Origin of the sequence: uncultured Bacteroides sp. (genome assembly GCF_910585845.1) — a bacterium.
GTDB lineage: Bacteria > Bacteroidota > Bacteroidia > Bacteroidales > Bacteroidaceae > Bacteroides.
On the sequence record NZ_CAJUHF010000001.1, the window covers coordinates 129,164 to 154,246 of the forward strand.

Sequence of the window (25,083 nt, forward strand, 5' to 3'; positions counted from 1 at the left end):
AGATGAAAGTATTCATATCAGGAAACTTTAATCTGTGATTATCCGCTTTGTTTATTCCGTTTCGTAAAGTGGTGTATACGGAACTTCAATGTGAAATACGCAGACTTCCTTTTCCGCCTACGTTTCTTTTCTCTTTATATAAATAAGTTATTGCGGGTCCGTATAATCCCCGTTCGCCTTGATCAGTGCAATCAGTTTTTCTACAGCTTCTTCTTCGGGGATGTTCTTTTCGACGCATTCTTTCTTCTTGTACAGGCTGACCTTTCCTCGTGCGGCACCCACGTAGCCGTAGTCGGCGTCCGCCATCTCGCCCGGACCATTCACGATGCACCCCATGATACCTATCTTCAAACCTTTCAGATGCGAAGTCGCCGCCTTTACGCGGGCTATGGTACTTTGAAGGTCGAACAAGGTACGGCCGCAACCGGGACAGGAGATGAACTCCGTCTTACTGGTACGCACACGTCCGGCTTGCAGGATGCCGAAGGCGGTGGCGTCTACTGTGGCATGGCTGATGTTGTTCCCTTGATTGAAAAGGAAGATACCGTCGCATAAACCGTCCAGTATCAATGCACCCATGTCGGCGGCGGCCTTGATTTGGAAGTCTTCTGTCTCGTTCTCTGCATAATGCTGGAAGAAGACAACAGGATTTTCCAATCCCTCTTGCATCAGCTGATGAACCAGGGCACGGTGTTCTCCGAGTCGGTTGGGATGGTTACTTTGCGATACGATCACTATTTCGGGATGGTATTTCAGGCAGGCTATCACCTCTTCGTTCAGTGTCATGTAGGTCAGGAACAGAAACTTCATATCCGCCTGGCAAGCACTGAGAAGATACAGTTGCTGGTGGTTGAAGGCCGGGTATGTTCCCTCTTCACCCTGCCAGAGATTGGCGTCGAGGATGTAGGCGATGCCCGGTTCACGCATCTTTAGCGGCGTATGTCCCATGTAGATGTAGTCGGGAGCGAACTGCTGATTTGTTTCATACTCCCCGTCTAAGCGTTCTGCGATCACGGCGGGCTGATGGTCTCCGCCGATGTTCCGCACGGCAACCGTCTTGCGTCGGGTGGGAGAAAGGTAGTTGAAACCGGTTGCTTCTGCTCCGGGGATATAGGGATGGTTTTGGCGCTGCATGATGTAGTTCACCAGTTTGCGGGCAACGGGTATTTCCGCTTCGGGAGCTTCACTCAGCGATACACGGATGGTGTCGCCCAGCCCGTCCGCCAGCAAGGCCCCGATGCCAAGGGCAGACTTGATGCGTCCGTCTTCGCCATCGCCGGCTTCGGTCACGCCGAGGTGCAGGGGGAAGTGCATGCCTTCTTTCTCCATCACGGCAGCCAGCAGGCGCACGGTCTTCACCATCACCACCGTATTGGAGGCTTTGATGGAAATGACCACGTCTGTGAAGTGCTCTTCCACACAGATGCGCAGGAACTCCATGCACGACTCCACCATGCCTTCCGGTGTATCGCCGTAGCGCGACATGGTTCGGTCGGACAATGAACCGTGGTTTACGCCGATGCGTATGGCGGTGTAGTTTTCCTTGCAGATGTTGAGGAAGGGGACGAAGCGGTCTCTGATCTTCTGCAGTTCTTGCGCATACTCTTCATCCGTATATTCCAGATGCTTGAAGGTGCGTGCGGCATCTACATAGTTTCCGGGATTGATGCGCACCTTTTCTACATATTGTGCCGCCACATCGGCTACTTTCGGATTGAAATGGATGTCCGCCACCAGCGGAACCATATATCCGTCGCGGCGCAGGGCAGCGTTGATGTTCATCAGGTTGTCTGCTTCCTTGATGCCCTGTGCTGTGAGGCGGACGTATTCGCCTCCTGCATCTGCAATTCGTTTGACTTGTGCCACGCTGGCTTCCGTGTCCTGTGTGGCGGTGTTCGTCATACTTTGTATGCGTATGGGATTAGAGCCGCCCATTGGGGTGGCTCCAATATTTACTTCTGATGTTTCCCGACGGGAATAGTTGAATAAATCCACTTTTTTAATTGACTTTGTACTCGTATTTCACGCCTTTCAGCTCTTCGTTAGCTTTTACGATTTTCTTCTTCAATCCCTCTTTGTAGGCGGCAAAGCTCTCGGCAAGGCTCTTGTCGCTCAGTGCCAACATCTGTATGGCGAGGATGGCGGCGTTCATGGCACCGTTGATGGCTACTGTGGCTACGGGGATGCCGGGAGGCATCTGTATGATAGAGTAGAGGGCATCTACGCCGTCCAATACGCTTCCTTTGATGGGTACTCCGATGACTGGCAGTGTGGTGTTGGCTGCGATGACTCCGGGCAGTGCGGCTGCCATGCCGGCTGCTGCGATAATAACTTTCACGCCGCGTTGACGGGCATTTTGGGCAAACTCTTCCACTGCTTCCGGTGTACGGTGGGCGGAGAGGGCGTTCATTTCGAACGGTACGTGTAAATCATTCAGCAGTTGGGCGGCTTTTTCCATGACGGGAAGGTCGGAGGTGCTACCCATGATGATGCTTACTAATGGTGACATGGTTGATTACTGTTTATTGGTTATGTTTTATGGTTTAATTAAGAACCTGTTTAAATTTTCTTCAAAAAGAACTCTCAAAAGAAGACTGAACAAAATTTAAACAGGCTCTAAGAATGAAGGGGAGAAGAGAGAGAGGCAACACACCACTCACAGATCTTCATCCTTCATTCCTGTTCGTTCATGTTCTTGATCTTAATCTTAATCAGCATTGATGCGTGCTTGATAATCTTGGGCATCCATCAATACGTCGAAGTTGTTTTCAGGATTGGGCTTGATCTTGATGAGCCAGCCTTCGCCGTAGGGGTCTTTGTTGACCAACTCCGGTTGGTCGGCAAGAGCTTCGTTCTGTTCCAGTACCTCTCCGCCTACGGGCATGAAGACGTCTGCAATGGTTTTCACTACTTCGATGGTACCGAATGCTTCGCCGGCTTCCAGTGTATCGCCTACTGCTTGAATGTCTACAAATACGACGTCGCCCAGTTGCTCCTGTGCGAAATCGGTGATGCCTACATAAGCTACATCGCCCTCAAGGCGTATCCACTCGTGATCTTTGGTGTACTTTACGTTCTCCGGAAAATTCATAATTGTTAGTTTTTAAGGATTAATACTTATCTTAATTGGTAATATTCATGATTCATCATTCTAAAAGAGAAAGACGCGGAACAGGATGTTACTTAGCGGGTGTAGCACCAGTAGGGAACATGCCAGTCCGACGGCAAAGCCGGCAAGTACCTCTCCTAACGTGTGATGTTGCAGGATGATGCGTGCCGTGCCCAGTATGCCGGCAACCAGTATGAACAGGCACAACCACCAGATGGGGTTATAACCGAACAACGCACTGAAGGAGACCAGTCCGCCAATGATAGCACCTATGCCTGCCATGTGTTCACTCAGTTTCCACTTCAGGTTGACGATGATACAGATAATCATCATGACGAGTGCGGCGAGTATGATGCCGGTCATGTACCAAGGTATGTTGAGCCTATGCATCATCATCAGGCAGAATGCATAAGAGATGATTGTCAGCAGGAAGGGCATGAAGCGGCGTTTGCGTTCGCCCAGTTCCTGCGGGGTATATCCATTGATTTTGCGAAACAGGAATATGGTGAGCGTAGGCATGAATATGGTGAAGCAGTATACCACTCCCAGCACAATCAGCTTGTATTGCATGGGCATGATGTGCAGGTATGAGAAGAGGAATAGGATCAGGAATGCCAGAAAGGGGATGGAGAACGGCGTGAATATGGCCGAAATCACCCGGGACACTCTGATCAGGGTCTTGTCTGCTATGAGATGTTGTTCCATTTTTGCAAGATTGATAAATAAGTTAGTTTCCTGTTTGCCGTTCTCTCCGTTTTATCTGTCATCTTCGGAGCCTGGCTACGGGTATATTCATCTGTTGTCTGTATTTCGCTACGGTGCGGCGTGCTATGGGATAGCCTTTTTCTTTCAGCATTTCCGTCAGTTCGTCGTCCGTATAGGGCTTTTTCTTGTTCTCGTTGTCGATGCACTCTTTCAGCAGCCTGCGTATTTCGCGTACGGAGGTCTCTTCGCCCTCTTCGTTGACATAGCCGTCATTGAAGAAGTATTTCAGCGAGTAGATGCCGAAGTTGGTCTGCACATACTTGCTGTTGCTGACGCGTGATATGGTGGAGAGATCCAGTCCGGTACGCTCTGCGACGTCTTTCAGTATCATGGGGCGTAGCAGGGATTCGTCTCCTTCGAGGAAGAAAGGACGTTGCAGGTCGATGATTGCCTGCATGGTGGTCATCAGGGTGTTCTGGCGTTGCTTCACGGCGTCGATGAATCCTTGTGCGGCATCCATCTTCTGTTTCAGGAACATCATGGCCTCTTTGGATTCCTTCGACTGGTTTGCCTTGTTGCGGGTATGCTCTTCCACCATTTCGGTGAAGTCGCGGCTCATGCGCAGTTCCGGTACATTCCGATTGTTCAGTGTCAGGTTGATGGTGCCGTCGTCGTAAGTGTCTACGATGAAGTCGGGCACGATCTGCTGCATATTCCTTCCGATGGTCTCACCCAGCGATGCGCCCGGACGAGGGTTCAGTTTGCAGATTTCGTTGATGGCTTGTCGGAAGGGTTCCTCTTCCAGGCCGAGTTTCTGCTGTATCTTGTCCCAATGCTTACGGGTGAACTCTTCGTAGCATTCGGTGATGATGGCTTCTTCCGTGTGGAGCAGCGGGCTGGAAGGTTGCTGCTCTATCTTGCGTCGTATCTGTATGAGCAGGCACTCTTGCAGGTTGCGTGCTCCCAGTCCGGCGGGGTCGAAGTCCTGAATGGTTTTCAGAGCTTCTTCCAGTTCTCCGATGGTGGCGTCGATGCCGACGTAGATGGCGAGCTCGTCGCTGATGCTGTCCAGCGATTTGCGCAGCAGGCCGTCGTCGTCCAGTGAGCCGATCAGGTATTCCGCCAGTTCGCGTTGCCGTTCGCTCAGGTTTCGTTCACCCAACTGCTCTTTCAGGGTCTCGTAGAAAGATGTGGTGTCGGAGAAGGGGATTTCTTCTGCCTGTTCGCCTCTGCTGCGGTTGTTCTCCTGCAATTTATAATCGGGGATGTCGTCTTCGTTCAGGTAGTCGCTCAGGGAGTCGTAGTTGGTGTCTCCGCCATCTTCCGAGTTAGGTTCCGTATCGGTAGCGTCGGTATATTCATCTCCCGCAGACTCCTCTTTGCCCTCTTCCAGTGCCGGATTCTCTAAAAGCTCGGCGCGCACGCGGTCTTCCAATTCCACGGCAGGAAGCTCCAATAGCTTCACTACCAGAATTTGCTGCGGTGACAGCGTCTGTATCTGCTGCTGCGCCTGCGTTTGTACTTGTCTGGAACTTTGTGCCATACTTCTTTTGCTATATTGAGTTACAACTATGGAAGATTTCCTACCGCAAAAATACATAATAGTTCGGGAACGCGAAACCTTCTCATACGATATTTAACAAGAAACCGGGGGCTTGGTTGCATTTTTGTTCCTATCTTTGGGGGCAAACTACTAAAAAAACTGGAATGTTATGTTTACTAAAGAAACGTATGTGCAGCGCAGGGCCCAGCTGAAAAAAAATATCGGCTCCGGAGTATTATTGTTTTTGGGTAACGACGACCAGGGGTTGAACTATGAAGACAATGCCTTCCGTTACCGTCAGGATTCCACTTTCCTCTACTATTTCGGTTTGTCGTTTGCCGGGTTGTCGGCAATCATCGATGTGGATGAAGATAAAGAGATCATTTTCGGCGATGAGCTGACCATCGACCACATTGTCTGGATGGGTACCCAGCCTACGCTGCACGAGAAGGCGGCTATGGTGGGCATCACCGAGACTTGTCCTTTTGCTGAGATTGTCAGCTATCTGCACAAGGCGGTGCAGAAAGGGCAGACGATACACTATCTTCCCCCTTATCGTGCCGAGCATAAATTAAAACTGATGGATTGGCTGGGCATTCCGCCTGCCCGACAGGAGGGCTCTGTACCGTTTATCCGTGCGGTGGTGGCACAGCGTAACTACAAGTCGGCAGAGGAGATTGCCGAGATAGAGAAGGCGTGCGACGTGACAGCCGACATGCACATCAAGGCGATGGAAGTGATTCGTCCCGGTATGTACGAATATGAGGTCGTGGCAGCAATGAACCACGTGGCAGAGAGGAATAACTGCGAACTCTCTTTTGCCACGATTGCCACCGTCAACGGTCAGACGTTGCACAACCATTACCACGGCAATAAGATCAAGCCGGGCGACCTGTTCTTGATTGATGCAGGTGCCGAGCTTCCTTCGGGCTATTGCGGCGACATGTCGTCCACCGTACCTGCCGACAAGACCTTCACACCGAAGCAACGTGCTGTCTATGAAATTCAGAATGCCATGCATCTGGAGTCGGTGAAAGCGCTCCGTCCCGGCATTCCTTATATGGAGGTCTATGAACTGTCTGCCCGTGTCATGGTGGAAGGTATGAAGTCGCTTGGGTTGATGAAAGGTAATGCCGAAGATGCCGTGCGCGAAGGGGCGCATGCCCTGTTCTATCCTCACGGTCTGGGACACATGATGGGACTGGATGTGCACGATATGGAGAACCTGGGCGAACTCTGGGTAGGTTACGACGGTCAGCCGAAGAGTACGCAGTTCGGCCGTAAGAGCCAGCGCCTTGCCATTCCGCTGCAACCGGGATTCGTGCATACTGTAGAACCGGGCATTTACTTCATTCCCGAACTGATTGACCTCTGGAAGGGAGAGAAGAAGTTCACGGACTTTATCAATTATGATAAGGTAGAAGTGTACCGCAACTTTGGCGGCATCCGCAATGAGGAAGACTATCTGATCACCGAAACCGGTGCACGCCGCCTGGGCAAGAAGGTGCCTTTGACACCGGAAGAGGTTGAGGCGCTGAGATAATCTTAAGAAATAGAAAATTGAGAGTTGAGAGTTTGGAGGAGTAGGTATTCCCAACTCTCAACTAATTTTAATCATAAATAATTCCATGGAACAACCAATACAAAGACATGCACGGGTCGATGTGGCAGACGTGCTGCGCGGACTGGCAGTGATGGGTATCATCTTGCTGCATTCAATTGAACATTTCAACTTCTATTCCTTCCCCGATGCGTCCACTCAGAGCGTATGGCTTAACTTTTCGGACAAGGCGATATGGGACGGGCTCTTTTTCCTCTTTGGCGGCAAGGCGTATGCCGTGTTTGCCCTGCTCTTCGGTTTCAGTTACTTCATCCAGTATGACAACCAGCGCCTGCGTGGGCGGGACTTCCGGTTGCGTTTCTGTTGGCGGTTGGTGCTGCTGTTCATCCTCGGTAACATCAATGCGGTCTTCTTTACGGGCGAAGTGCTGGTGCTCTATTCGTTGGTGGGCTTCATCCTGCCGTTAGCGTGCCGGTTGCGTGATAAATGGATATTCGTCTTGGCATGCGTGCTGCTTGTTCAGCCGTTGCCGCTTTACTACATAGCACGTACCATCCTCGATCCGGAGTTCGCCGCACCTGTTTTGCCGACGGGTAGCCTGTGGGCAGCTACGTTCGAAGTGCAGGGGCACGGAACTTTCCTTGAGACGCTGCGTGTCAATCTGTGGGAAGGACAGTTGGCAAGTCTGGCTTGGGCATGGGATCACGGGCGAGTATTTCAGACGGCGGCTCTTTTCCTCTTCGGGTATCTGATAGGCCGTCGGGGATTGTTCTTGAAGGAGAACCTGAAGTTCTGGAACAAGGTGCTGTGTGGTTCTCTGGTCGCTTTCTTCCCGCTCTACGGATTGGGTAATATGCTGCCCGACTTTGTGTCGAACCCTGCGGTGCGTACGCCGCTGTTGCTCGTTGTCTCTTCATTGTATAAGTTTGCTTTTATGCTGCTGCTTGTTTCGGCTGTGCTGAATGCTTACTATCGCACCAACTTGCAGCAACGCATGAACACCTTTATTCCTTACGGCCGTATGAGCCTGACCAACTACATCACACAGAGTATCATTGGCTCTATGCTGTTTTATAACTGGGGATTCAGCCTGCATGATGATTTGGGTATTACGGCAAGTGTATTGGTCGGTGCGCTGATTTTCGTGCTACAGTTGACTTTCTGTCGCTGGTGGTTGCGCCATCATAGTCATGGTCCGTTGGAATATCTGTGGAAGAGGGCGACGTGGCTGAAGTAAACCGATGGCTGAAGTAAACGATTTCCCTAATTCATAGTATCTAAAGATACTTTGCCATTTATCTTTAGATACTTTGCCATTTATGTAAAGATACTCGGCCATTTATGTAAACATACTCAGAATACAAGGCATTTCACGCTTTTCGTCAGTTCTCAGCGGAAGAGCTTGTGGAAAAGCAGAAGAAAATAGCAGGGATGGCACACTGGTTGTTTCAATGTGTCATCCCTGCACCATTTTACTATTTTATAGTATCTCCTTTATCGATTATAGCATTACCTTTACCGACAGGCCGAAGTCTGCTCTGAGTACGTTGATGCGGTTCCATTTGTCCAATTTCAGGGTATTCTTATCGTTGCCTGCGGTTGCTTTCAGTGAAGAGGCATGGCCACCCATAACCGAAAGATTGGCTCCTAAAAAGAGGTTCCCGTAGATACGGCGACAGAGGGACAGGTCGGCATTGGCACCGAAGAAACCTTTCTTGAAGGTCTGTTCCGTCGAGTTGTAGAGGCTTTCGCAACGGTAGTTCATGTAGCCGGCACCTATCATGCAGTCGAAGTGCCATTTGTCGGAGACGGGAACACGGACACCGATTTGCGGGGCGATGTAGGTCAGATCCAGATTGTCGGCTGCCTGTGTATCCGAGTCAATGCCATAGTTTGCGGCATCGGAGAAGAGGTTGAACTTCAATCCTGCCTGGAATGCTTTCCCCAGCAGGTAGTTCATTTTGATGTTTCCGCTGAAACCATTCTTATATTCTCCACGATAGCCGACGCCGTAGGGAGAGAGGTTGGATTTCCCGAATAACTGTCCGGCACCCAAATCGACGGATACGGAAAAACGTTCGTTACTTGCCGACTGCCCATAACTCAAGACCACGAAGAAAAGGCACAAAACAAAAAAGACAGACTTTTTCATAATAATACTTTGTTTAATTAATATATGTTGACTCGGCTTTTAAAACAGATGCCAAAACTGCTATTGTTTTTCAGAAATTGTGTTCTTATATTGATGCATTTATGCTTAATTAATTCATAATGAGGAATGGAAAATAGAAATTTGTGATCTCTTTATATACAAAAATAGATTAATAAATCTGATTCCACCAGCTTTTTCTTTATTTTTTTTCAAAGTATGTTCGAGAACATGTTTTTTTTGTATACTTGGGACAACAGGCTGTCTCATAACAAATAATCTAATGATGCCTTTCATTACCTCTTTAAGTTTCGCAAGCTCAACTTGAGTTATCTTTATTCCTTTGTATGGTGTGATGCATTCCTCCGAACTAAAATAACAATCGAAAATAAATGCCATATTTCACCATCACATCTTTCACCCATTTGCTAATCTTATAAAACACAAATGTTTATGGTGAGACATCTGGTTCCTCCGGCATTTGGAGTGATGGTCTACTTTTCTATTCGTTTTATTATCCGGTGGGTTGAAAGCGCATTGAGTGATCCGGTAATCTATCACTTGAAATATCTGATAAGTATTAATTATTAATTAGTTGATAGGTTGATTTGTTCGCTGTTAACTCTAAATTCCAAATCGCCGGATTTCTCTGGGCTTTGTGTCGGATTCCCCTGGGGTTTGTATCCAATTCCCCTGGGGTTTTCCGGACAAATGCGGGGCAACGTTCCGGCAAACCCCAGGGGATTTGGTGGCAAATGCGGCGGCTTTTTACCCGTATTACGGCTCCCAATGTTGCAGGCGGTCGTTCTGCAGGGAGTGATCGTCGGGATTGTTATCAGTGTTGGCTGTTTCTGTGATGCCAAAGCTAAGGTTTGGCATCACAAAGTTAAGGTTTAGCGGCATAAACGTGAACTTTAGCCACCCTGGAATTCCCGAATACACTACAAACGAATCCACCACGTCCGCGATAGGATTACGCGTGACGTGGTGGATATAGGATGTGTTTATTCTCAAGGTATGTGATGTCTGTCTGTTCAGGTATGCAATTCCAGTACGAAACGGCACCCCTTGGTGTAACTGTTGTCCAGGGTCAGGTTGCCATTCATCTTGGTGGCAATCAGTGAACAAATAGGCAGTCCCAATCCGTCGCCCTGCGTGAGGTCTTTCACTTCGGTGAAGGGCTTGAAGAGGTTCTCTTGCGCTTCGGCGGGGATGCCGCATCCGGTGTCGCTGACAATGAGTTGCTGGGTGTGCGCACCCCGTTTCTTGAAGTCCAGCCAGATCTTTCCGCCTTCCGGAGTGAACTGGGCGGCGTTGTTCAGCAGGTGGAGCAGGATACGTTCCAATTGCTCGGGATTTGTCTTTACGCTGAGCTTCGGGGCGTTGACCGTGGCGGTGATGTCCGGTTTCAGTCCGGCTTTTATCTTGTCCATCACGCCTTCGCAGAAGGTGTTGATGTTGATTTCACGCATTTCGTAGGTCTCGGCGAGCGTGCTCTCCAGTTCGGACAGTTCTTGGATGTGCTCGGCAAAGGTCTTCAATGCCTGTACGCCCGGCTGGTTGGCATCCAGTGTGTTCAGCGTCGGCTCCATCTGGGCGGAGATGTTGCGGATGAACTGGCTCTTCAGTTCGTTATGCTCGTTGGCTATCTGGATCGCCTTCTTTTGCTTGCGGGTAAGGAAGATGAAACGCATCAACACAATAGCTCCTAACACCAGTGCAGCGGCAAGTACACCGGCAAGTACACAAAGGCCGATGATGATGTATTGCTTGGTGCTCAGCGAGTCGTCTTTCTCCTGAATGGTTGCCAGGCTCTCTTCGTACTTGCGCGTGACGATGTTCAGTTCGTCTTGTGCGGTGAGGGCTTTGACAGAGTCGGTCCAAAGGATGTATTTGTCGTAGGTGCGTGCCACCAGTCCGGCGTTGTTTGCCTTGCGGGCGATGGTGATCAGGTTCTTGTACGATTCGTCCACTTTGGCATAGTTCTTCTGCTCTTTGTATTGACCGATCAGACGGTTGATGCAGGCGTCGCCTTGGGCGTTCATTCCGAAAGTGTAGTAATAGTTGGCTTGGGTGTAGAGCAGGTCATTGCTCAGCGAATCGTTACGTGCCGCCTTGGCAGTCTCCTCCAGTTTGTTCAGCTGCTCTTTGGCGCGGGCGGGATTTTTCAGGTTGATATACATTTGCAGGCGTTCCTTGCTGATGCGGAAGTGCAGGGCGGGCATGGGTTTGCTTTGTTTCTGTTCGCCGTCGCTCACCAGCAGGTCGGCGCTGCGCAGCAGTTCGAATGCCTCTTTGTAGTAGTTCTCGCGGTGATAGAGTGCACAGGCGTTGATGCCGCACTCTACGGCCTGTTCATATTTTCCCTGCGAAGAGAAAGCGTTGTAGGCTTGCAGGAACAGGTAGCGTGCCTTGATGTATTCTTTTTGGGCAAGATGTCCTTGTGCCTGTTTCATTTGTTCTTCGGCACGGGATTGCGGATATGCTTTATAGCAAGTGCAAAAAGCAGCTAAAAAAAGGATAGTAATTATCTTTCTCATATAATGATTCTTTTTATTCGCTCACAAAGTTAAGACATTCTTTGGTAGATTGTATAAAATAGGCAAATAAAAAGTTACGTACCCCTATCAGATGTATCACTATCCACTCCATTCCGACTATATACCAAACTCCGTACCCCCTCCAGGCGCATGGGCATGGAAGGGGTACGGAGGGAAGTGCTTCCGGAAGCGGAAAAAAATGTCGTGGAGGCGCAGTCTCAGTACTTGAAACTGCTGCCGCCCAGGAACTCACGTAACAGCGAAGTCGGGGGGATTTCTTTGTCCTGTACCGGAGTGAAGTATTTGATGAACTTCAGCAGGCGGTATGCCTCGGCATACTCCGGACAGTTGCGCGGCACGCTAGTCAGTATGGGTTCGGCGTGGCTGCGCAGTACGGCAAACTCGAACAGCAGTGCCGAGTTGAACATCACGTCGGCATTCTCCTGATAGGGGAATATCCATTTATCTTCGCCTGCACGCACACTGGGCCAGCGGGAGATGGTTTCTCGTGCTGAGTAGCCCCGATAGTTGTAGTCGCGGATGATGCGTCGCAACAGGCGGTTGTCGGTGGTGGGAATCCAGTTGTGGTCGTCCAGGGAGATGGTGGTCAGGGCGGAGACATAAATCTTGTACTTGTTGGCTGCGGGGATCTGCGGCGTCAGTTCGGGGTTCAGCGCGTGTATGCCTTCCAGAATGAGGATGGTGTGCTCGTCAATCCTTAGTTTGTCGCCCCGGTATTCACGCTTTCCGGTGGTGAAGTTGAAGCTTGGCAACTCAATCTCTTCACCGCGGAGCAGCGCTTTCAGGTCGTCTTCGAATTTCTTGAGGTCGAGCGCGTAGAGCGATTCATAGTCATAGTTCCCGGCGGCGTCTTTCGGGGTGTCTTCGCGATTGACGAAGTAGTTGTCCAACGCGATGGGATAGGGGCGCAGGCCGTTCGTCATCAGTTGCACGGAGAGGCGTTTGCTGAATGTGGTCTTGCCCGATGAAGAGGGGCCGGAGATGAGGACCAGCTTCACGCGGTCGCCGTTTTCGTTACGGTTGTAGATGGTGTCGGCTATCTGGGCTATCTTCTTCTCCTGCAAGGCTTCCGCTACGTTGATCAGGTCAGTGGCATGTCCGGCTTCACAGGCAAGGTTGAAGTCGCCTGCATTGCTCAATCCCATGATGTGGTTCCAGCGCAGGTGCTCCTTGAAGACGTCGAGCATCTTCTCCTGCTTCACGACATCTTCCAGCACGTTAGGATTCTCGCGGTTGGGGATGCGCAGCAGCAGCCCGTCATAATACTTCACCAGGTCGAACAGCCAGATGAAACCGGTACTGGGCAACAGGTTTCCGTAGTAGGAATCAATGGTGTCGCCCAGCGTATAATAATAAGTATAGATAGAGCCGGAGGTCTCCAGCAGTTTCACTTTGTCCATCATTCCCAGTTCGCTGAAGAGGCGTACGGCCCCGGTGGTGTGACACTCCGTCCGGTGGAACGTGAGGTCTTGGGCGATGATCTCCTGCATGCGCTTCTTGATGGCGGCGACGTCTTCCAGTGTGATGGGGCGTCCGAGCTGCAAGTCGCAGAAGTAACCTTTGGACACGGGATGTTCCACAAACAGCTTGCCCTCCGGAAATAACTCCCTGACTGCCTTGTAGAGTACGAAGCAGAGGCTTCGCACATAGGTGCGCAACCCTGAAGAGTCTCGAATGTCGAGAAACTCCACATCTTTGTTGTTATACACCCTGAAGTTCAGCCCTTCGGAGCGGTTGTTGACCTTAGCGCTGACCACCTGATAAGGGAAATTAAGATTAAAGCCGTAATAAATATCCAAAAGTGAGCTTCCAATAGGGAAATTCTTGGAAATATTGTTATTTTTGCAACAAATTTGTAACATGTGTTTCATGATGTCTTTATTTTAGGGTGAATACACGTTAAATATAGAGATAATAATAAATGTAACGCAAAACCCTGTTAATTAATTAAAGATGGAATATTCTTTTTATGATTTTTTAAAGTTGCTGGGAGCATTGGCACTGTTTCTGTATGGAATGAAAATCATGAGTGAGGGGCTGCAAAAGTTTGCAGGCGACAAGTTGCGCCGCATTCTTACTGCAATGACCACCAATAGGGTGACCGGTGTGCTGACCGGTGTGCTGATTACTGCACTTATCCAATCTTCTTCTGCCACTACCGTCATGGTGGTGAGTTTCGTAAATGCCGGACTACTTACGCTTTCCCAGTCCATCGGTGTGATTATGGGAGCCAATATCGGTACTACTGTCACGGCATGGATCATATCGGCATTGGGTTTCAAGGTAGACATGGCGGCTATGGCGCTTCCGCTGCTTGCCGTCGGTGTTCCGTTCCTCTTCTCCGGCAAGAACAACCGCAAGTCCGCAGGTGAATTTATCTTCGGTTTCTCCTTCCTCTTCATGGGACTTTCGTTGCTGAAGGCTAACGCGCCTGACTTGGGACGCAATCCTGAAATGCTCTCTTTCGTCCAGAACTATGTAGATATGGGCTTTGCTTCTGTCCTCCTGTTTGTAGTCATCGGTACGGTGCTGACCATGATCGTGCAGGCATCGGCGGCAACAATGGCCATCACCCTCATCATGTGTGCCAACGGTTGGATCAGCTTCGAGCTGGGTGCGGCATTGGTACTGGGCGAGAACATCGGTACCACCATCACCGCCAACCTGGCGGCACTGACTGCCAACACACAGGCGAGACGTGCGGCATTGGCGCATTTGGTTTTTAATGTATTCGGCGTGATTTGGGTGTTGTGCCTGTTCAATCCCTTTACGGCGGGTGTGGCTTGGTTCGTCGACAACGTGATGCAAACCACCGATCCTGCTGTGGCGGTATCTTTCAAGCTCTCCGCCTTCCATACTACATTCAACATCTGCAACGTACTGGTGATGATCTGGTTCGTGAAACTGATAGAAACCACCGTATGCAAGCTCATTCCTTCGCACGAGGCGGAAGCGGAATATCGCCTGCGATTCATTTCGGGCGGTATGCTCTCTACGGCGGAACTTTCACTCGTGCAGGCACGTAAGGAGATTACCCTCTTTGCCGAACGCATCCATTGTATGTTCGGTATGGTGCGTGATCTGCTTCACACGGACGAAGAGAATGATTTCAACAGTCTCTACAGTCGTATCGAGAAGTACGAGAATATCAGCGACAGCATGGAAGTAGAGATTGCCAACTACCTGAACAGTGTGTCCGATGGTCGTCTGAGTACCGACAGTAAGACGAAGATACACTCCATGTTGCGCGAGGTGACGGAAATAGAGAGTATTGGCGACAGCTGCTATAACCTGGCGCGTACCATCAACCGGAAGCACCTTAGCAACAAAGACTTCACCCCGAAGCAATACGAACATATCCATCAGATGTTCAAGCTGGTAGACGGTGCTTTGTCGCAGATGATCCTTCTGGTAGAAGACACCCACCATGCGGTGGACGTGAATAAGTCGTTCAACATAGAGAATGAGATAAACAACTATCGCAACCAACTGAAAACCCAAAATGTAGTGGACGTGAACAATAAGGAGTATGATTATCAGATGGGCATACACTACATGGACATTATCGGTGAATGTGAGAAACTGGGAGACTACGTGGTCAATGTGGTCGAAGCCGGTAGTCTTGTGAAAGAAAAGAAAGCCTGAACAGGCAGAGATGCACAGGACGTTGTAGACAACTTTGAAAAACCGTAGCAAGCCGGAAGAGCTTGCCAAGCTAAAAATATAATTAAAAGGAAAAACCGACATGTCTGTATTTGTGATTCTAAAACTGATTGGCTCACTGGCGCTTTTGATGTATGGTATGAAGACCATGAGCGAAGCCTTGCAAAAACTGACGGGTGGGCATTTGCGTCATGTGCTGGGTGCCATGACAACAAACCGCTTCACCGGACTACTGACTGGTACGTTTGTGACAGCTTCCGTACAGTCTTCTACTGCGACGACGGTGATGACCGTTAGCTTTGTGAATGCCGGCTTGCTAACTTTGGGGCAAGCCATATCCGTTATTATGGGTGCCAATATCGGTACGACGGTAACGGCATGGATCATGTCTGTCTTTGGTTTCCAAATAGACATGAACAATCTGATTTTCCCCTTGTTTGCCTTGGCTGTGCCCCTTGCCTTTTCAAGCAAGAGCCAGAAGAAGTCTTTCGGAGAGTTTGTCTTCGGCTTTGCGTTCATGTTTTTGGGACTGACCACCCTGCGCGAGAATGCCTTGCAGATGGATCTTGAACACAATGCGGCAGTCATCAATTTCATTACCTCCTGTAAGGAATGGGGCGGACTTTCTATTCTGCTTTTTCTGTTGATAGGCGGCATCATTACCATGTGTGCGCAGTCGTCGGCAGCAGTGATGGCCATCACGCTGATTCTCTGTTCCAGCGGCGTGCTCGATTTGTATTTGGGTATCGCATTGGTGATGGGTGAAAACATCGGTACTACTGTCACTTCCAATATTGCCGCGCTCACTGCCAACGCGCAGGCACGGCGTGCAGCTTTGGCACACTTCATCTTCAATATGTTTGGTGTCTGTTGGATATTGTGCATCTTCCACACTTTTGTCGATATGGTGAGCGGGGTGGTGGACTCTATCTTTCCCGGAGTATCGCCCGAAGTGGCAATCACCTATAAACTTTCGGCTTTCCACACCGCTTTCAATATTTGCAACGTGCTGATTTTAATATGGTTTATCAAACCCATTGAGAAAGTGGTGTGCTGGGTTATCAAGCCCAAGGAGGACGAAGAGGAGTTCCGCTTGCGCTTTATTTCGAGCGGTATGTTGTCCACCGCCGAGTTGTCCATTGTCCAGGCACGTAAGGAGATTAATCTTTTTGCCGAGCGTACCCATCGTATGTTTGGTATGGTGCGCGACCTGTTGAACACTGCAAATGAGAATGATTTCAACAAGCTCTTCAGCCGGATTGAGAAGTATGAGAACATCAGCGATAACATGGAATTGGAGATAGCCAACTACTTGAACCAGGTGTCGGAAGGACGGTTGAGTTCGGAAAGTAAGCTACAGATACGTGCCATGCTGCGTGAGGTGACAGAGATAGAAAGTATTGGTGACAGTTGTTATAATTTGGCACGTACCATCAATCGTAAACGCCAGACGAATCAGGACTTCACGGAGAAACAGTACGAGCATATCAAGCTTATGATGAAGCTGACGGATGATGCCTTGGAACAAATGATTGTTGTAGTGGAACGTTCCGAACATCAAAGTGCCGTGGTAAACAAGTCATTCAACATTGAGAATGAGATAAACAACTATCGTAACCAGTTGAAGAACCAGAATATTCTGGATGTCAATAACAAGGAGTATGACTACCAGATGGGCGTTTACTATATGGACATCATAGCCGAGTGTGAGAAACTGGGCGATTATGTGGTGAATGTCGTAGAAGCAAGCAGCGACGTAAGGGAAAAGAAAGCGTCTTAAGACGCTTTCTCAAATTCATCCTTGCCTACTCCGCACAAGGGGCATACCCAGTCGTCGGGTAGTTCTTCAAATGGTGTGCCCGGTTCGATTCCGCTTTCGGGATCGCCTTTTTCCGGATCGTAGACGTAGTCACAAACGGTGCAAATGTACTTATCCATAATCTATGCATTTTTAGGTTTTCTTCTCTGATAACGTAGGCAGCAACGGTTTTGTTTGCTGCCTTAACGCTTTTTGGGAATCTTCCCGTGAGACAGGTTGTAGACATTCTGTTCAAGGTATCTTTTCCCGTGTGAATCGTGTTGTGGATAATGTGTCTCAAACTTATAAAAAGATTTAATAACATTCACTATACCGAATTAATGTTGTACTTTTGCCCACCTAATCAAACTTAACACTTTGTATGATTGTAACCAAAGATGATTATTATCATAGCGGGCTTACCGACGAAGAAGTGCTGCGAAGCCGCGAAAGGTATGGAACCAATCTCTTAACGCCTCCAAAGCGTCCCTCTCTGTGGAAACTATATCTTGAGAAATTTGAAGACCCTGTAGTTAGGGTGTTGCTGTTTGCAGCGATACTTTCTCTTGGCATATCCGTCATCGAGAACGAGTATGCCGAGACTATCGGTATTATTGCTGCTGTGCTGCTTGCCACGGGCATAGGCTTTTATTTTGAGTATGACGCCAACCGGAAGTTCGACCTGCTGAATGCGGTAAACGAAGATACCCAGGTGAAAGTGATCCGTAACGGACGAGTGCAGGAGGTTGCACGGAAAAACGTGGTAGTGGGAGACATCGTCGTATTGGAGACAGGAGAAGAGATCCCTGCCGATGGCGAACTGCTGGAAGCGATCTCCCTGCAGGTCAATGAATCGAACCTGACCGGAGAACCGGTGGTGGATAAGACTATTGTAGAGGCGGATTTCGACCAAGAAGCCACGTATGCTTCCAATCGGGTGATGCGCGGTACGACGGTTGTTGACGGACATGGCGTCATGCGTGTGCTTGCTGTGGGCGATGAAACGGAAATCGGTAAGGTGGCACGCCAGAGCACAGAACAGAACGTGGAGCCTACTCCGCTCAACATACAGCTTTCCAGACTTGCCGACCTGATTGGCAAAGTCGGTTTCACGGTAGCCGGATTGGCATTTGCCATCTTTTTTGTCAAGGATGTGCTGTTTGTCTATTCTTTCTCCTCTTTCCATACTTTTGCCGATTGGCTTCCGGCGCTGAAAGCCATATTGCGCTATTTCATGATGGCAGTGACGCTGATTGTAGTCGCTGTACCCGAGGGGCTTCCGATGAGTGTGACGTTAAGTCTTGCACTGAATATGCGCCGCATGCTTTCCACCAACAACCTGGTGCGCAAGATGCATGCCTGCGAAACGATGGGTGCCATCACCGTAATCTGTACGGATAAGACCGGTACACTGACGCAGAACTTGATGCAGGTGTATGAACCCAGTTTCTATGCCTTGAAGAATGGGGGGAAGATTGGTGACGATGACATCAGTAAGCTGGTAGCAGAAGGTATCAGCGCCAACTCCACAGCCTTCCTGGAAGAGACATCGGAAGCAGAAAAGCCAAAAGGTGTGGGGAATCCTACGGAAGTGGCGTTGCTGTTGTGGTTGAACGGGCAGCACTGTGATTACTTGGAGCTGCGCGAGAAAGCTCCGGTCGTCCGCCAATTGACATTCTCTACCGAACGGAAGTTCATGGCTACACTGGTGTATTCGGCAGTGATAGGCAAGAAGGTGCTTTATGTGAAAGGAGCTCCAGAGATCGTGTTGGGTAAGTGCCGGGATGTAGTGCTCGACGGCAGTCGGGTGGATGCGGGCGAATATCGTCCTACCGTCGAAAGGCAGTTGCTGGGCTATCAGAATATGGCGATGCGTACTTTGGGATTTGCCTTCAAGATAGTGGAGGATACGGATATGCGTGACTGTTCGGAACTGGTTGCCGATGAAGACCTGTCTTTCCTCGGTGTGGTGGCTATTAGTGACCCTATCCGTCAGGATGTGCCTGCGGCAGTGGCAAAGTGCCAGTCGGCAGGCATCAATATTAAAATTGTGACAGGTGACACTCCGGGTACAGCTACGGAAATCGCCCGCCAGATAGGACTGTGGAAACCGGAAGATACGGAGCGCAACCGCATTACGGGTGTTGCTTTTGCGGAACTGAGTGACGAAGAGGCACTTGACCGTGTGACAGACTTGAAAATCATGTCTCGTGCACGTCCCACGGACAAGCAGCGCCTTGTGCAGTTGTTGCAGCGGAAAGGCGAGGTTGTGGCTGTGACGGGCGATGGAACCAACGATGCACCTGCACTGAACCATGCACAAGTGGGGCTTTCGATGGGTACGGGAACTTCCGTGGCAAAAGAGGCAAGCGACATCACTCTGCTGGATGATTCGTTCAATAGTATTGGTACTGCCGTGATGTGGGGGCGTTCGCTCTATAAGAATATCCAGCGTTTCATCGTCTTCCAGTTGACAATCAATTTTGTAGCTCTGCTGATTGTGTTGCTGGGTGCGTTGGTGGGTACGGAGTTACCGCTCACGGTGACACAGATGTTGTGGGTGAACCTGATCATGGATACGTTTGCCGCCTTGGCATTGGCTTCCATCCCGCCCAGTGAAAACGTGATGAAAGAGCGGCCGCGCAGCAGCAATGACTTTATCATCTCCAAGGCGATGCGTTACCATATACTGGGTGTGGGGAGCGTTTTCTTGGCCTTGCTGATGGGGATACTCTACGGTTTCCATCATGCCGATGGCGGCATGACAACGGAGCGTCTGACCATATTCTTTACCTTCTTCGTGATGTTGCAGTTCTGGAATCTTTTCAATGCCCGTGTGTTCGGCACTACGGATTCGGCATTCAAGGGGCTTTCCAAGTCGTATGGCATGGAGCTGATCATCTTTGCTATATTGGTCGGGCAGTTTCTTATCGTACAGTTTGGTGGTGCCGTATTCCGCACCACTCCGCTTGATTTGTCTACGTGGATAATCATCATAGCCTCTACGTCACTTGTTTTGTGGATAGGCGAGGCAATACGCTTCATCCGGCGTTTAATACAGAAGTGAGATGAAAGAAAAAGGAATTAGAAACCTTATTGTTGACTTTGGCGGTGTATTGATTGATTTGGACCGCCAGCGTTGTATTGAGAATTTTTCAAAGTTGGGCGTACCCGATACGGAGGCTATGCTCGATGTCTGCCATCAGCAGGGAATTTTCCTGCAATATGAGCAAGGGATGGTTTCCAGCGCGGAGTTCAGGAACGCTATCCGCGAACGGATGCAGAAACCGGCGACGGATGCCGACATCGATGCTGCTTGGAACAGTTTCTTGGTGACTATCCCTGCTTATAAGCTGGACCTTTTGCTGAAGTTACGGGAGAGGTATGTGGTCTATTTACTGAGCAACACCAACGACATTCACTGGCGGTGGTCGTGCGAACACGCTTTCCGCTATCGGGCGTTCCGGGTGGAAGACTTCTTCGAGAAGATTTTCCTCTCTTATGAGATGAAAATGGCGAAGCCTGATGTGGCAATCTTCCGAAAAGTGTTGGACGATACCGGCATCGATCCGAAAGAGACGTTCTTCATAGATGATTCTGCCGCAAACTGTCGGGCTGCCGAGACCCTGGGCATTTCCACCTATACGCCACAGGCAGGTGAAGATTGGAGTCATCTGTTCAATTGAGCATTGAGCATTGAGACGGCAGGATGCAGAAGAATTAGAACAGGTTGTTAAGCCGTAATAAAAACAGAAAGAGAATATAAAGATGCAGGTGTTTTGTGACATACCGGAGAATCCGCCTCGTGCTTGTGTGGCTACTATCGGTTTTTTCGATGGGGTGCACCTTGGGCATCGCTGTCTGATGGAGCAGGTGTGCGAGGTAGCGGCTGTGCGTGGATTGGCGTCGGGCGTGGTCACTTTTCCGGTGCATCCGCGCAAGGTGGTGCAGCCGGAGTATCGTCCCGAACTGCTGACTACGTGTGAGGAGAAACTCTCTCTGCTTTCCGATGCCGCTTTGGACTGCTGCCTGTTGCTCGATTTCACTCCTGAAATCGCCGGACTCTCGGCACGGGAGTTCATGGCTTTTCTTCGCGACCACTATAACATACGTGCCCTTGTCGTGGGCTACGATCACCGTTTCGGGCACAACCGCAGCGAAGGTTTCGACGACTACGTGCGCTACGGGCAGGCATTGGGAATGGAGGTCATTCTTGCCCATGCCTATATGAGCAAGGATGTTGTGCCGGGTTCTTCTGCCGGAGCAGGCAGAGAAATGGCTGTGAGTTCCTCTTGCATTCGTCGGTTGCTGTCGCAGGGTAATGTTTCGGAAGCGGCGGCGGGTTTGGGATACGATTATTTCCTGAATGGCACAGTTGTGGGCGGGCATCGTGTAGGTCGTACGATAGGTTATCCTACAGCTAATCTGCGTGTGAACGAGCCGGACAAACTGATTCCTTCCGATGGCGTATATGCTGTTCGGGTGAGAGTGGCTGGTCAGGTCTACGGAGGAATGCTTAGTATTGGTTACCGCCCTACGGTGGACAATGGTACAGACCGTAGTATCGAAGTGCATATCTTCGGATTCCATGCCGATATTTACGGTCAGCCCATTCGTCTTTCTTTTGTCCGTTACCTTCGTCCAGAGCTGAAGTTCGATTCGTTGGATGGGTTGGTTGCCCAGCTTCGTAAGGATGCGGAAGATGCATCCCGCTACCTATAGTGATATTTTTTTTGCTCCTTTTCAGCTCCTTTTCAGCTTCTTTTCAACTCCTTTTCAATTTCTTTTCAGCTCCTTTTTTTATTGCTTATCTTCGGTTTTTTCTTATTCTTCTCTTGCTGTTTTATTGAAAAACGTACTATTTTTATCGTTTTTCGATAATTATTTTCTGTTTTTCTTGTTCATATCAAAAAATACTTCTTTATTTGCATATCGAAAAACGATAAATTATTATTGAATAACAAAGTGTATAAAGGTTTATTAGGTATGAAAAAGTCATTTATGAGTATCACGGTATTGGTGATTTCTCTCTTTATGTTGATGGCTGTTCTTTGTGGCATAGGTACTGCTGTCTGAACAAGCCGGAGGAGAATGGAGTGATGAACTTTAAAAGAAGTAGTCGAAAATGAAAACAACAATAAAACTGGTTCTGATTTATTTTCTCATGCAGCTATTTGCAGTTTTGGCGGTGATGCCATTTTCCATGATTTACGCATATCTTGAGTACGGTAATATCGAACGGTCGAATGAGTTTGCTACGACACCTACTCTATTGGTGGGCTTTCTCTTTATGTTAGCTTATTTGTGGCGGAAGGGTTACCTGACCGGTGACAAGCGGTTGTATTCTTCTGTTTCCGTCTCTTATCTGTTTTGGAGCGGTGTGATGGGGATTTCTGTTATCTTTATGATTGATTTTCTGATGTCCTATCTCACGTTTCTACCTGATTGGTTGGATGATACGTTCGATGTCCTTCAATCCGGTTGGCTGGGGATTGTCTGCGTGGGTATATTAGGTCCCGTCTTGGAGGAATTGTTGTTTCGGGGAGCAATCACCAAGGTCCTGCTGGAGGAGTATAGCCCGAAGAAGGCTATTCTGATATCCGGTTTGGTATTTGGTATATTCCACATTAATCCGGTGCAGGTGGTAGGGGCTACACTGATTGGTTTTCTTCTCGCATGGATCTATTACAGGACACGCAGTCTTGTGCCTTGCATTCTGATTCACATACTGAACAACAGCCTTTCGGTCTACCTTAGTCGGTCGTTTCCCGATGTAGAGTATACATCTGAGCTGATAGGTACTCCTGCCTATCCGATATGCTTGGTGCTTGCCGTACTGCTGTTCGTTCTATCCTGGAGAATGATGAATGTCTATAAACTGTCTGATATAACTGATTAGGTATGAAAAAAAGATTGAATATACTGTGTGTCATTGTCTTGCTTGTGTTGAGCTATTCGGTTTTGGAGACCACCTACTATGTAGGCATGGGAGTAGTGACCGGATTCCGGAAAGGATTCAATGAGGCGGTCAATAAAAAGGAGAAGGAAAACTTAGGTAACATGCAGGTGGTGCAGTTGATGCCGGAAGACCTGAGCGACGTTTTCTTCACGGATTCCGTCTATAATAAGAAGTCGGGGGCGTATGTGCCTGCATCATACGGGCAACTCATTGTAAGCGTGGATACTTCGCAAGATATTCTTTCGAAGATATCTTCGGCACTTCTTTCGTTGCTGAACTTCGTGGTGATGATTTGGGCAGTAGTCTTGTTCATCCGTCTGATTGCCGCAATCAACCGTTCCGATATATTCAACTGGAAGAATGTCCGCCGTCTGCGCAGCATGGGGACACTGCTTGTGGTCAGTTTCAGCTGTAGCCTCTTTGGGGCATACCTCACGCTCCATAGTGTGGAGAAAGTGTTTGCCGTGCCGGGCTATTCGTTGAGCATGACGGATATGGTGCACACCACTTCGCTGGTGCTGGGGCTTTCTGCTTTGATTGTGGCGGAAGTGTTTGCTATCGGATTGAGGATGAAGGAGGAGCAGGACTTGACCATCTGATTGTTGATAAGGAATAATTGTTCAATTTTTATTTGATTATATGATTATAGTAAATCTTGATATAATGATGGCTCGCCGTAAGATATCTTTGGGAGAGTTGGCAGAGAAAGTGGACATCACGCCCGCCAATCTGTCCATTCTGAAGACAGGGAAAGCAAAAGCCATACGTTTTTCTACATTAGAGGCTATCTGCAAAGTGCTGGAGTGTCAGCCGGGAGATATTCTGGAATATCGGGAAGGAGAGGAATAGGAAGGCTTTCAAGAGTATCGTTAAGTTCCTATTGGAAAGAGAGGGAGGATTGGGAGTTTCCAAGTCCTCCCTCTTTTTGGTACCGTAAATTCTATCATCACTGCTGGTTCCATAAAACAGATATGAGGGTATATGTCCACTTGATATATATGTATAGTATTTTATCTATTTGATACATAATATGTTGTCTCTATAGTGTAAATTGAATTTATCCATCTTGATACAGATTGTCTGTCGAGGAGAAATGTTCATATTTGCCATTGATAAATTAATAAATGGATGAGAATAAAACTGCATGGTATTTTAATGACATTATTGTTTGTTCTTTCAATAGGATTAATAATAATGATCAAAAGTAACTATCAAATGAGTAGCAAGTTAAAGGAAGATAATCTGAATCTGTTAGAGAAAAATGTTATGTTGGGTTCTGCTATTTGGTCAGTGACTCAATGTCATAAATACATTAACAAGAGAATTGAAGATTTAGACCTGATAATTAAGAAGCAAAAGCGACCATTTAGTATGGAACTTAATGATGAATGTAGGCTTTTCTATAAGTTTTCTCTATCAGATTGCAGTAGCTGTATTGAGTCTGAATTGAAGAGTATTAAAGAGAAGATGAAGTTTGTTAATGTTCTTATTGAGACTCAAAGTTTGAGAGATTTTAAAGTTTTTGTGACTGTTAATCATATTGACACAACCAAAGTGTTTCAAATAAGGGAACCAATATTGGAAGAATCAGAACCGCCTTTCTATTTTGTTACGAATAGAGAATTGTATATTAAGGATCTATTTTTTCCAATATCAGGGCTACCGGATTTGACCGTTGAATTTTGTCAAATTTTGCAAGACAAATATCTGAATTAATGTTTGATTATTAGTTATTATGAAAAAGAAAGTAATTGCCTTATTTGTAGTTTGTTTTATGTTTGCCTTTATGCAACAGTATTTTAAACGGAGTTCCGAGTTATCATGCATTATTGATTCCGCATTGACAAGTATAGAATCTCTTGCACAGGATGAGTTTGAAGCTGATAGTTGGCAACAACCTGAAACGAAGCGCTGTATGCTTCAATTGGGAGGTGGTTGGTTTACAAGTAGTGTAGAGAGGATTTGTGTATTTTGTGCGGTTCCTTATTCATGTACCCCTGTAGAATGTGGAGAAGTTTTTTAGCATGTGATCTAT

The 25,083-nt window shown here is 48.4% G+C and carries 22 protein-coding genes; 12 read left to right on the forward strand and 10 right to left on the reverse strand.

Annotation, left to right across the window (positions count from 1 at the left end; genetic code table 11):
* Positions 1-147 precede the first annotated feature (147 nt).
* The 5 genes from QZ323_RS00625 to rpoN all read right to left on the reverse strand — a co-directional run bounded on the left by QZ323_RS00625 (position 148) and on the right by rpoN (position 5,357).
* Complete coding sequence (locus QZ323_RS00625) at positions 148-1,995, reverse strand: 4-hydroxy-3-methylbut-2-en-1-yl diphosphate synthase (protein WP_294631948.1); 1,848 nt, start codon at positions 1,993-1,995, stop codon at positions 148-150.
* Between the two features lie 4 nt (positions 1,996-1,999).
* Positions 2,000-2,509, reverse strand: a complete 510-nt coding sequence (purE, locus tag QZ323_RS00630; RefSeq protein ID WP_294631950.1) for a 5-(carboxyamino)imidazole ribonucleotide mutase — start codon at positions 2,507-2,509, stop codon at positions 2,000-2,002.
* A 198-nt stretch (positions 2,510-2,707) separates the two neighbouring features.
* Positions 2,708-3,091: a glycine cleavage system protein GcvH gene (gcvH, locus tag QZ323_RS00635; RefSeq protein WP_294631952.1), complete on the reverse strand. Its 384-nt coding sequence runs from the start codon at positions 3,089-3,091 to the stop codon at positions 2,708-2,710.
* A 60-nt stretch (positions 3,092-3,151) separates the two neighbouring features.
* A complete protein-coding gene (locus QZ323_RS00640) occupies positions 3,152-3,814 on the reverse strand; it encodes a hypothetical protein (RefSeq protein ID WP_294631954.1) in 663 nt (220 codons plus the stop codon).
* A 58-nt stretch (positions 3,815-3,872) separates the two neighbouring features.
* Entirely contained in the window at positions 3,873-5,357 is a 1,485-nt protein-coding gene (gene rpoN, locus QZ323_RS00645) for an RNA polymerase factor sigma-54 (protein ID WP_294631955.1), read from the reverse strand.
* A gap of 169 nt (positions 5,358-5,526) precedes the next feature.
* Between rpoN and QZ323_RS00650 the strand changes: the two genes are divergently transcribed.
* Both QZ323_RS00650 and QZ323_RS00655 read left to right on the forward strand, forming a co-directional pair.
* Positions 5,527-6,900, forward strand: a complete 1,374-nt coding sequence (locus QZ323_RS00650; RefSeq protein ID WP_294631956.1) for an aminopeptidase P family protein — start codon at positions 5,527-5,529, stop codon at positions 6,898-6,900.
* 85 nt (positions 6,901-6,985) lie between these two features.
* The gene (locus tag QZ323_RS00655) at positions 6,986-8,155 is read left to right on the forward strand and encodes a DUF418 domain-containing protein (RefSeq protein ID WP_294631957.1); all 1,170 of its coding nucleotides are present in this window, start codon (positions 6,986-6,988) and stop codon (positions 8,153-8,155) included.
* Positions 8,156-8,419: 264 nt separating this feature from the next.
* Here the strand turns inward: QZ323_RS00655 and QZ323_RS00660 are convergent, their stop codons facing one another.
* The 4 genes from QZ323_RS00660 to QZ323_RS00675 form a co-directional block, all read right to left on the reverse strand.
* On the reverse strand, positions 8,420-9,070 hold the full coding sequence (locus tag QZ323_RS00660; RefSeq protein WP_294631958.1) for a hypothetical protein: 651 nt from the start codon (positions 9,068-9,070) through the stop codon (positions 8,420-8,422).
* A 774-nt stretch (positions 9,071-9,844) separates the two neighbouring features.
* Positions 9,845-9,970 (reverse strand): hypothetical protein, encoded by a 126-nt coding sequence (locus QZ323_RS00665; protein WP_294631960.1) that lies wholly within the window; start codon positions 9,968-9,970, stop codon positions 9,845-9,847.
* 131 nt (positions 9,971-10,101) lie between these two features.
* Positions 10,102-11,607 carry a HAMP domain-containing sensor histidine kinase gene (locus QZ323_RS00670; RefSeq protein ID WP_294631961.1) on the reverse strand — a complete coding sequence of 502 codons (1,506 nt, stop codon included), beginning with the start codon at positions 11,605-11,607 and terminating at the stop codon, positions 10,102-10,104.
* 218 nt (positions 11,608-11,825) lie between these two features.
* Complete coding sequence (locus QZ323_RS00675; protein WP_294631963.1) at positions 11,826-13,499, reverse strand: nucleoside kinase; 1,674 nt, start codon at positions 13,497-13,499, stop codon at positions 11,826-11,828.
* 82 nt (positions 13,500-13,581) lie between these two features.
* Between QZ323_RS00675 and QZ323_RS00680 the strand changes: the two genes are divergently transcribed.
* Positions 13,582-15,273, forward strand: coding sequence for a Na/Pi cotransporter family protein (locus tag QZ323_RS00680; protein WP_294631964.1), 1,692 nt, complete (start codon positions 13,582-13,584; stop codon positions 15,271-15,273).
* Between the two features lie 100 nt (positions 15,274-15,373).
* Positions 15,374-17,071: a Na/Pi cotransporter family protein gene (locus QZ323_RS00685; RefSeq protein ID WP_294631966.1), complete on the forward strand. Its 1,698-nt coding sequence runs from the start codon at positions 15,374-15,376 to the stop codon at positions 17,069-17,071.
* Here the strand turns inward: QZ323_RS00685 and rd are convergent.
* Complete coding sequence (rd, locus tag QZ323_RS00690) at positions 17,068-17,229, reverse strand: rubredoxin (protein ID WP_294631968.1); 162 nt, start codon at positions 17,227-17,229, stop codon at positions 17,068-17,070. The genes QZ323_RS00685 and rd overlap by 4 nt on opposite strands.
* 242 nt (positions 17,230-17,471) lie before the next feature.
* Between rd and QZ323_RS00695 the strand changes: the two genes are divergently transcribed.
* From QZ323_RS00695 to QZ323_RS00730, 8 genes are all read left to right on the forward strand, one after another.
* Positions 17,472-20,156: a calcium-translocating P-type ATPase, PMCA-type gene (locus QZ323_RS00695; RefSeq protein ID WP_294631969.1), complete on the forward strand. Its 2,685-nt coding sequence runs from the start codon at positions 17,472-17,474 to the stop codon at positions 20,154-20,156.
* A gap of 1 nt (position 20,157) precedes the next feature.
* The gene (locus QZ323_RS00700) at positions 20,158-20,775 is read left to right on the forward strand and encodes an HAD family phosphatase (RefSeq protein WP_294631971.1); all 618 of its coding nucleotides are present in this window, start codon (positions 20,158-20,160) and stop codon (positions 20,773-20,775) included.
* A gap of 82 nt (positions 20,776-20,857) precedes the next feature.
* Entirely contained in the window at positions 20,858-21,811 is a 954-nt protein-coding gene (locus tag QZ323_RS00705) for a bifunctional riboflavin kinase/FAD synthetase (RefSeq protein ID WP_294631973.1), read from the forward strand.
* A gap of 403 nt (positions 21,812-22,214) precedes the next feature.
* Positions 22,215-22,988: a type II CAAX endopeptidase family protein gene (locus QZ323_RS00710; RefSeq protein WP_294631974.1), complete on the forward strand. Its 774-nt coding sequence runs from the start codon at positions 22,215-22,217 to the stop codon at positions 22,986-22,988.
* 2 nt (positions 22,989-22,990) lie between these two features.
* On the forward strand, positions 22,991-23,647 hold the full coding sequence (locus tag QZ323_RS00715; protein ID WP_294631976.1) for a DUF2975 domain-containing protein: 657 nt from the start codon (positions 22,991-22,993) through the stop codon (positions 23,645-23,647).
* A 40-nt stretch (positions 23,648-23,687) separates the two neighbouring features.
* Complete coding sequence (locus QZ323_RS00720) at positions 23,688-23,897, forward strand: helix-turn-helix transcriptional regulator (protein WP_294631978.1); 210 nt, start codon at positions 23,688-23,690, stop codon at positions 23,895-23,897.
* A gap of 279 nt (positions 23,898-24,176) precedes the next feature.
* Positions 24,177-24,764, forward strand: a complete 588-nt coding sequence (locus QZ323_RS00725; protein ID WP_294631980.1) for a hypothetical protein — start codon at positions 24,177-24,179, stop codon at positions 24,762-24,764.
* A 19-nt stretch (positions 24,765-24,783) separates the two neighbouring features.
* Positions 24,784-25,071, forward strand: a complete 288-nt coding sequence (locus QZ323_RS00730; protein ID WP_294631982.1) for a hypothetical protein — start codon at positions 24,784-24,786, stop codon at positions 25,069-25,071.
* Positions 25,072-25,083 lie beyond the last annotated feature (12 nt).